This is a genomic window from Bradyrhizobium sp. (assembly GCF_049512235.1).
GTDB lineage: Bacteria > Pseudomonadota > Alphaproteobacteria > Rhizobiales > Xanthobacteraceae > Bradyrhizobium.
Window position 1 is genome coordinate 1 of sequence record NZ_JBEKXH010000265.1, and the last position, 9,159, is coordinate 9,159.

A 9,159-nucleotide genomic window follows, 5' to 3' on the forward strand; every position below is an offset into this window, starting at 1 on the left:
CGCCTACCTGGACCGTCCCGAAGCGATGCTCGCCTATCTCGAGGGCGCCGTCGCGGATGGCGACGCCGGCGAGATCGCCGATGCTCTGGGCGTGGTGGCCCGCGCTCGCGGCATGTCTCAACTCGCCGACGAAACCGGTTTGACCCGACAGGCGCTCTACAAGGCGCTGAGCAGCGATGGGAACCCGGAGTTCGCCACCGTCCTGAAGGTCATCCGGGCGCTCGGCTTCCGTCTCCATGCTGGCCCCGCCTCCGCCGCCCGACGATCCTCCCCGACTTCCGCCTGAGGCAAGACCAGACGCCGCTTTCTGCCGCGCGGCAGAAGGTGTGGCGATGTCGTAGCCACGGCTGCTACAGCGTGTTCCGTCGCTCAACCCTCAGTGTGACGAGGCTGTCGCGGGACGCGCCACCGCTTCGCGGCTGCGGCCTTGACCGACTGCCACTGGCCCTGCAAGGGCTCGCCAAGCGGTCATGGCTCAAGATGAGCGAACCGCTCCTCTCTCGACCGGGCACCGAACTCGAACCTGGCAGGTTTTCGCCGCCGGCAACGCGAAGGAAGCCATGGCGTGGAATCAACCGGTTCCGAAAATTGCCAAGTTGCCGGAAGATGGAATGGTGCCGAGTCAAAATGTTTTCGCGGGTAAAGCATCCATGCCGGCGCCCCCTGTTACTTTGCATGGGGTTGTTTTCGATATTTTGGTTGGGAGCGAGAACCGCGTCGGCCTTGCGGCTGGGAAGCGTGGCTTGCCGAGCGGTAGCTCGTGTCCTTCGCCCGATGGGCTTTGGCGTGGCAGCCTTCGCTACGGAATGGCTTGTCCAGCCGGACAGACACGAACTGGCGGGCAAGGAGGGATTCGAACTTCGCAAAACGCGGTGCTGGAGAGTTGAACCAGTTTCAGCCTGCGCTCAGCCGCACGCCGGCGCGCAAGAATTTCTGCGGATCGACCGCTTCGCCGTCTATCCGGGTTTCATAGTGCAAATGCGGGCCGGTGGATCGGCCGGTTGAACCTACCGCGCCGATCACCTGCCCTATCCTGATCTGATCGCCAACCTTGACGCTGATCTCGGACAGATGGCCGTAGCGCGTCGACAGGCCGTTGCCGTGGTCGATTTCCACCATGCGGCCATAGCCGCCGGCCCATCCCGACGACACCACCTTGCCGTTCGCGGTCGCGCGCACCGGGTCGCCGCTTGCGGCACGGAAATCCAGACCGGTATGCATGGCCGGACGGCCGAGGAACGGATCAATGCGGACCCCGAAACCTGAGGTGAATTCCACTTCGCCGACCACCGGCTTGCGATAGGGCACCAGCGCAAGGGTGCGGTTCAGACGCTCCATCTGGGCCCGGGTGATGCTGATCCGGTAAAGCTGACGCTCGAAAGCACCGGCTTCGGCGGGAAGTTTGACTGGAATGAAGGGGCCGCCCATGCCCACTCGCGGCGTCGCGGCTTCCAGTTGCGCCATGTCGAGGCCGAGATCGGTAAAGACGCCGCGCATGCGGCGCACACGCGATTCCATGCCCTCTTCGGCTGCACTGAGCGCCGCGATCTGGCGGTTCTCGATCTTGTCCAACGAGGTCTGCAGACCGACAAGGACATTATCGACGCCCCCGACCTTCGCGAACTGGTTCGGTTGCACCTGGGAGACAACCGACGCGCGCGATTCCAGCCGTGCTTCACGATCCGGCGGCGCTACGAAAATCACGGTGTCGCTGATCGGCGACGGTTTCGGCGCGCCGGGAGAGAGCGCGTCGTTCGCCGCGGCACCTCGCGACGGCGGCCTGATCGTCCCGGTGACCTGCCCGTCCGGCAGGCCGCCCAGCGCGGCGGCGTGCGATTCCAGCGTGGTCTGCCGACGCATGATCTGGTCGAGCTTCTGGTCGAACTGTTCCTGATCGAGCAATTGGCGGCTAGTGGTGCGATCGACCTTGGCGCGGAGCTCGGCGATCCTGTCCTCATAAGCATATTGCATCTCGGCCTGATGAGCGATCAGGCGCTTGAGCACGTCGTCGCGGAAGGCGAAATAGGTCGCGGTGGCGGCCGTCCAGATACCCAGGAGTGTCATGGTGCCGACCACGATCCAGAACGCGACCGGTCCGAGTCGGACCTGCCTGCCGGCGTGAGCGAGGGTATAGCCCTCTTGCAGGCTTGGCAGGGCGACCGCCAAGGCCTGACGGGCCGACTGGCGGCGAACCGGGGCGGCCCTGCCATGGTCGTGCGGATGGTGTTGCGGATACTCAGAATAATGACCGGAATGGTACGACATCAGCACTCCCGCGCCGGTCGGACATAAGTTCCGTACGGCCACTTTTTGCGGGGCTATTTGGCCTTCTCATAGTTAATTTTTAGCAAACGGACCCGCTCAAAGTGCAAGGGCTCGTACCGCGGCAAGCACCACGTCGGCGTGGCCATCGACCCTGACATTGCGCCAGATCCGGATCACCAGGCCGTCCCGACCGATCAGAACCGTGGTGCGAAGAATGCCCTGGAAGGTCTTGCCATACATGGATTTCTCGCCCCAGACGCCGTAAGCCCTGAGCATCTCGTGCGGTTCATCCGAAATCAGAGGGGTAACCAGTTGATGCTTGTCCCGGAAGGCTTCTTGCGCCTTTGGCGGATCGGCGGAGACGCCGAGCACAGCGCACTGGTTTTCCGCGAATGCACTCGAAAGCCGTGTGAAGTCGATCGCCTCCCGGGTGCAACCCGGGGTGTCCGCGCGCGGATAAAAAAACAGCACCAGGTTTTCGCCAGCAAAGTCGGCGAGGGAAATGGTGCCGCCGCCATCGCGCGGCAATCGGAAAGCAGGGGCCCTCAAGCCCTCGATCAAAGCCGGCTGGGCCGGAACTTTGGTTTTCCCGCTCGACGGCTTCCTCGCAGCCGAATTCGCGGCCACAGGCGTTGCTTTTGCAGTGCGCTTTTTTGCCTTGCCGGCGCTCGCCGGGTGGGCTTTCGAAAGCGGCGTTTGCACCGATTTCGACGATTCCGCGCGGGGCGCCGCCCCGGAGCGGGTCTTGGGAGATTCCTTGCGCGTTCTCTTGGACATACGCCTTCCTTTCGTCGCTTTCGGCAGATCAATCATTGGTATAGGCGGGTCTTGTCCGGCCGGCTGTGTTCGAGTCGCGTGCTGGGCAAGTCTGATGGCTGCGGAGTATGCTTACAAGAAATTCGAGACACCACCCGTCCGCTCGTTGAATGCTCCTTGGGGCCGATGACGAGTGACAGTATAAATCGAGGATTGGCAGCGATGCCGGCACAGGACCGCCCGATACTTGTCGACGGGCGCAGCCTTGGCGGCGACCAATCTGACAACCAGCGCCAGCACCGAGAGGCAATGGCCAGCAATACGTCGCCCCAGGGGTCAGATCCGCGTGCTGACGACGAGCCCTCGCAGTGGGATGATGCCAGTTGGGATCACCATGATGAGGCGGCCGGGCATCGCGCGCGGCGGCTATTGTCCAGGTCGAGTTCCGGTGTTCATCGGCTGGTCGATCATATTGCGGCGCTGCGCCATTGGATCGTCGGCGAACGCTGGGTCATGCGGCTTGCCGCCGCCATCGCGGCTTTGATGCTGATCTTCGCCCTCTGCTTCGCCGGACTGTGGTGGCGGCTTGGCGCCGGTCCGATCAATCTCGAGATGGCCACGCCATGGCTGGCCGCGGCGATTGAACAGAATATCGGGCACGGCAACACCGTCGAGGTGGGCGGCACGCAAATCGAGCGCGCCGGCAGAATCCGGATCGCTGTGCGCCTCCGCGATATTATTGTCAGGGATCGGGACCATGCGATCGTGGCGAGCGCTCCCAAAGCCGAGGTGAAACTGTCGGGCACCGCGCTGCTGATGGGGCAACTCCGCGCCGAGAGCCTAAATCTGGTGGATGCGGAACTCTCGGTGCGAATCACGCCGGATGGCTACGTCACCGTTTCCACCGGCGACAACGCGCGACCGCTTGCCACGGGCGTCGCCTCGATCAGGCAGGCCGCCGGAACGCCGTCGCCTTCGGGCCAATCCGGGGCGTCGACGCCCGTCAGTCCGGTTGCCTCTTCGCCCCCAGGCGCGCCATCCGGCACGGCGGCCAGAACCGCCGACAACCGCGACGCCACAAGCGGACTGCTGGCTGGCCTGGATTGGCTGGACAGCCTGAGCCTGACCGGCCTTGACGGACAGAACCTCAATGAAATCGGATTGAAGAACGGGAACCTGATCGTCGACGATCAGCAGCGCGGCAACAAATGGAAATTTGAAAACATCTCCTTAAGTCTTCGCCGACCGAGCGGCGGAGGGGTGGCGCTGAGCGTGGGCGAAGAGGGCGGCCAGGCCTGGTCGCTTCGCGTTGAGGTCGGGGCTCCCGCGAATGGCGTGCGATCGGTCGCCGTTCGCGCCGACAAGGTCTCGACAGCAAATATTTTGCTGGCGCTGCGGCTCAAGGACCTGACCTACAGCGCGGATCTGCCGCTCACCGGCGAACTCAGGGGCGAACTGGGCCGCGACGGCCTGCCGACCTATTTCCGCGGCAAGATCGCCGTTGGCGCAGGAAACATGATCGACAGCGATACGCCCGACTATCCCATGGCGATCGATTCGGCGGAAATGGACGTCGAATGGGATGCCGCGCGGCGGGTGCTGGTGGCGCCTATCAAGATCATTTCCGGTTCCAACCGGATTACGTTGCTGGGCCATGTTGAGCCGCCCAACGACAGCATTGCCGATTGGCAAGTGGGCTTCAGCGGCGGCACCATCGTGCTGGCCGGCATAGCCGCCGACGAACCACCGCTGATTCTCAACCGCATCGCCATCGGCCTGCGCTTCGACACCGACAAGCGGCGCGTACTGCTTACCCAGGCCGACATCAGCAACGGTGAGATCGGGGTCGCGGGAAGCGGCAGTCTCGACTATTCGGGGGAACCGCGCCTGATGCTCGGTTTCGCGGGAACGCCGATGTCGGCCTCGGCGCTCAAACGGATGTGGCCGACACTGATCGTTCCGGAGGTCCGCGAGTGGGTGATCGAGCGGGTCGAACGCGGCTCGCTTCAGCGCATCGAGATTGGCGTCAACTCCCCGGTTCATAACCTTTCGCGCCGGGGACCGCCGATCCCCGATGATGGTCTTAACGTCAATATCGTCGCCAGCGGCGTGACATTGCACCCTGTTGACGAAATGCCGTCGGTGCGCGACGCGGATTTGAAAGCGCATGTGACAGGCCGCACCGCCACCGTGACGATCGGACAGGGCGTGTCCGATACGCCTGCGGGGCGCAAACTGAACATTTCGGATTTTGTATTCGAGGTTCCCGATATGGCGCCCAAGCCGTCGCCGGCCCGGGTCAAATTCCGGATCGATGGTCCGGTACCGGCAGCGGCTGAAATCCTCGCTTCCGATCGCCTGAGCGACCTTTCGGGCGCCTTGATCGATCCCAATTCGAGCAAGGGCACGGTTTCCGCCGTGATCACGCTCGGCATGCCGGTCAAGGGCTCACTGACCAAGGCCGATACGACCTATACCGTCAACGCCGATCTCATCGGATTTGCCGCTGATCGGCTGGTGATGAACCAAAAGCTCGAAGCCGACAAGCTGAAAGTCGTCGCCAACAACGCCGGGTATCAGGTCAAGGGCGACGTCCGGATCAACGGGCAGCCGGCCTCGCTGGACTATCGCAAACCGAGCGAAGGCGATGCCGATGTCAAGCTGCTGGCGATTCTCGATGACTCAAGCCGTGCACGACTCGGACTGGATCTGGGCCCCGCCGTCAGCGGCACGCTTGCGATCAAGCTGACCGGCAAGATCGGCGGAGCGGACAGCCGCGTCGGCATTGAAGCCGACCTCACCGCCTTGAAGCTCGACAATATCCTGCCCGGCTGGGTTAAGTTGCCGGGCAAGACGAGCCGTGCCGTCTTCAACGTGGTGCAGAAGCCGCAATCGATCCGCTTTGAAGACATTGTGATCGATGGCGGTGGCGTATCGATCAAGGGTTCGCTGGAGGTCGATCAGAACCACGATCTGCTCAATGCCAACTTCCCGGTCTATTCGCCCTCCGATGGCGACAAGACCACGCTGCGTGCCGAACGCGGCCCGGATGGCGTTCTGAAGGTGACGATGCGCGGCGACGTGTTCGACGGCCGCGGCTTTATCAAGTCCGCCAAGGAGGGTTCGGGCAAGGAGGCCGACGCCAAGACCAAGACCAGCAGCGTCGATTTTGACGTGGACCTGAAGCTCGGCGCGGTGGCCGGCTTTTACGGCGAAGCGCTGCGCAGCGTCGATTGCAAGGTGTCGCGGCGCAATGGTGTAATCAGAAACTTCGCACTGAGCGGCAAGCTCGGATGGGATACGCCGCTGCTCGGGGATTTACGCGGTCGCTCGCAGGGGCGCGACGTCATCTATCTCGAGACCGCCGACGCCGGCGCATTCTTCCGCTTCACCGATACTTATTCCAAGGTGGTCGGAGGCGAGCTTCAGTTGGCCATGGATCCTCCGACCGTGGATCCCGGCGCCAAAGATGGGCTGATCAGCGTCCGCGATTTCTCGGTCAAGGGGGAGGCTGCGCTCGATCGACTGGCAGCCGGCGGCCCGGCCGGCCTGCAAAACGGCGTTTCCTTCTCGCGGTTGCGCGCCGAATTCACCCGGCAAAACGGACAGCTTGCGATTCGTGACGGGGTGCTGAAGGGCGCGATGATCGGCGGCACCATCGAGGGCAGCATCGATTATCCCGGCAATCAAGTGCGCATGAGTGGCACCTTCGTTCCGATGTACGGACTGAACAACATGTTCGGCCAAATCCCGATTGTCGGGCTGTTCCTGGGCGCCGGCGCCAACGAAGGGCTGATCGGTGTAACCTACGAAGTTGTCGGTACCCCGGACAAGCCGACGCTACGGGTCAATCCGATTTCGGCCATATTTCCCGGGGTCTCCAGGAAAATCTGGGACTTCAACACCGGCAAGCAAAACAATCCGGTGGAATTTCCGCCCAATAACTGATCGCGCGCCCCGAGGTTTGCAATCGGATCATGATCGACGGTCAGCGTCGCAGTGCGGGCACGACCAGGAACGGGATCATTCCCAGGACTACGCTGACCAGCGCAAACGCGATCAGCGGATTATAGCTGTGGCTGAGATCGTGGATCAGGCCTCCACTCCAGGAACCGAACGCCGATCCGAGACCGCTGCCGATCGAGATGGTGCCATAGATGGTGCCGACCCGTTTGCCGTGAAAGATCTTCATCGCGGTTGCCGTCAATAATGGGCCGCGTGAACCGATCATGCTGCCAAAACAAACGACGAATCCGGTCAGGATCCAGAAATTCGCATACCATTGCAGAAGCCAGAGCTGGAAAATACCTGCGATCGAGAGCGCATAGCTGAACAGCACCGACGGCCTGCGGCCGATCCGGCCGTCAAGCCAGGAGATGCCGAGCATGCCGAACAGCAGCACCACGCCTGAGAAACCCCAGGCGGTCGCCGCCTGCAAGGGCGGGAAGCCGGCGTCGATCAGATAGGCAACGACCTGCGGCGCTATCGCGTACATGCCGATCGCGGTGAAGAAGAACGTCGAGAACAAGGCCCAGAAGGCGTGGTGGCGCATCGCACGCAGCAAGGTCCAGCCTTGATCGCCGAAGTCGGCGGCGGCGCTTGTTGTGACATGCGGCGAACCGCTGGAGAACAGCCGCCATGGCAGCAACAACAGCGGCAGCAGCAGCACCAGCGCGGCGGCGCCAAAAGTCTGATAGGCGCCGCGCCAGCCGACCCGATCGATCAGGAGCTGGGACGCCGGCAGCAGGATCAGGACGCCGGCGCCGGTCGCGGAATAGACGACTGCCATCGCCGTTGGCAATCGCGGGCCAAACCAGCGGCCGAGCATAATCGAATTCGGCACATTGCCGATAAAGGCAATGCCGATACCCACGCAAAGGCCGAGGCTGAGCTGGAACTCCCAGAGCTGCTGCGCGTGGGCGGCAACCAGGAAGGCGCCCCCGAGCAGCAGCAGTCCCGACGAATAGACGCTGCGGGGGCCGGAGCGGTCGAACAGCCGGCCGATCAAGGGCGCCGCCAGTCCGCCGGCCAGCGCGGCCAGCGAGTAGACCGAGACCACCTCGGCGCGGTCCCAGCCGAAACTCTCCGAGATCGGCTTCAGAAATACCGTAAAGCTTTCGCCGAGACCGCGGCCGAGCACCGAGAGGGCAAAACACAGCGCCAGCACGCCGAGCGCCATGCGCGCCGGCTTCCGCGGCCGGGCCAGCGTGTCCTCCCGCGGTGCCTTTTGATCCATGAGCTGCTCTTTTTGAGCGCGGTCCGGCGCAAGACCGGAAGCAGCTCGCGCAAACCGCGCGCTCAAGGAGCGCGTTTCCGTCGCCGGGAGCAAGGGTCTAAAGCGAAATGCGCCTATGCAGGCATGAGCAGGACGTGGCGCTTCTTGCCGAGCGACAGTTTTATCACCCCTTCGGGGGTGAGGTCCTTCATCGTCAGCATCAACTTCTCGTCGGTCACGGCGGCATCGTTGACGCGCAGGCCGCCGCCCTTGATCTGGCGTCGCGCTTCGCCATTCGAGGCGACCAGGCCAGCCCTGACAAACGCCGCCAGCACGCCGGTGCCGGCCTCAAGTTCGCTGCGGGGGATTTCGACGGACGGAAGGGTGTCCGCGATCGTGCCTTCCTCAAACGTTTGCCGCGCGGTTTCGGATGCCGCGTTGGCGGCGTCGCGGCCGTGCAGCAGAGCGGTCGCCTCCGTCGCCAGCACCTTCTTGGCTTCGTTGATCTCGGCACCTTGCAATGCCGCGAGCCGCGCTATCTCGCTGATCGGCAGGATCGTGAACAGCTTAAGGAATTTGACGACGTCGGCGTCTTCGACATTTCGCCAGTATTGCCAGAAATCGTAGGGACTGAATTCGTCCGCGTTCAGCCAGACCGCGCCTTTGGCCGTCTTGCCCATCTTTTCGCCTGATGCCGTCGTCAGCAGCGGCGTCGTCAATGCGAACAATGGCGGCGTTGCCATGCGGCGGCCAAGATCGACGCCATTGACGATGTTGCCCCACTGGTCCGATCCGCCCATCTGCAACCGGCAACCGACGCGCCGCGACAATTCGACAAAGTCATAGGCCTGGCAGACCATGTAATTGAACTCGATGAAGCTCATCTCCTGCTCGCGCTCAAGACGCAGCCGCACCGAGTCCAT

6 protein-coding genes are annotated in these 9,159 nt (G+C 63.2%); 2 read left to right on the forward strand and 4 right to left on the reverse strand.

Annotated elements, in window-relative coordinates; translation table 11 throughout:
• Window positions 1-7 precede the first annotated feature (7 nt).
• Window positions 8-286: an addiction module antidote protein gene (locus tag ABSG20_RS22275; RefSeq protein WP_423866679.1), complete on the forward strand. Its 279-nt coding sequence runs from the start codon at window positions 8-10 to the stop codon at window positions 284-286.
• A 608-nt stretch (window positions 287-894) separates the two neighbouring features.
• On the opposite strand, the gene ABSG20_RS22280 is transcribed toward ABSG20_RS22275, so the two are convergent.
• Window positions 895-2,265 (reverse strand): M23 family metallopeptidase, encoded by a 1,371-nt coding sequence (locus ABSG20_RS22280; protein ID WP_423866674.1) that lies wholly within the window; start codon window positions 2,263-2,265, stop codon window positions 895-897.
• A gap of 96 nt (window positions 2,266-2,361) precedes the next feature.
• On the reverse strand, window positions 2,362-3,042 hold the full coding sequence (locus ABSG20_RS22285) for a peroxiredoxin (RefSeq protein WP_423866675.1): 681 nt from the start codon (window positions 3,040-3,042) through the stop codon (window positions 2,362-2,364).
• Window positions 3,043-3,243: 201 nt separating this feature from the next.
• On the opposite strand from ABSG20_RS22285, the gene ABSG20_RS22290 reads away from it, so the two are divergent.
• The gene (locus tag ABSG20_RS22290) at window positions 3,244-6,969 is read left to right on the forward strand and encodes a YhdP family protein (RefSeq protein WP_423866676.1); all 3,726 of its coding nucleotides are present in this window, start codon (window positions 3,244-3,246) and stop codon (window positions 6,967-6,969) included.
• A 40-nt stretch (window positions 6,970-7,009) separates the two neighbouring features.
• On the opposite strand, the gene ABSG20_RS22295 is transcribed toward ABSG20_RS22290, so the two are convergent.
• Window positions 7,010-8,257 (reverse strand): MFS transporter, encoded by a 1,248-nt coding sequence (locus tag ABSG20_RS22295; protein WP_423866677.1) that lies wholly within the window; start codon window positions 8,255-8,257, stop codon window positions 7,010-7,012.
• 113 nt (window positions 8,258-8,370) lie between these two features.
• Window positions 8,371-9,159 (reverse strand): tyrosine--tRNA ligase (gene tyrS, locus ABSG20_RS22300; protein ID WP_423866678.1); only part of this gene is annotated, 789 nt, incomplete at its 5' end.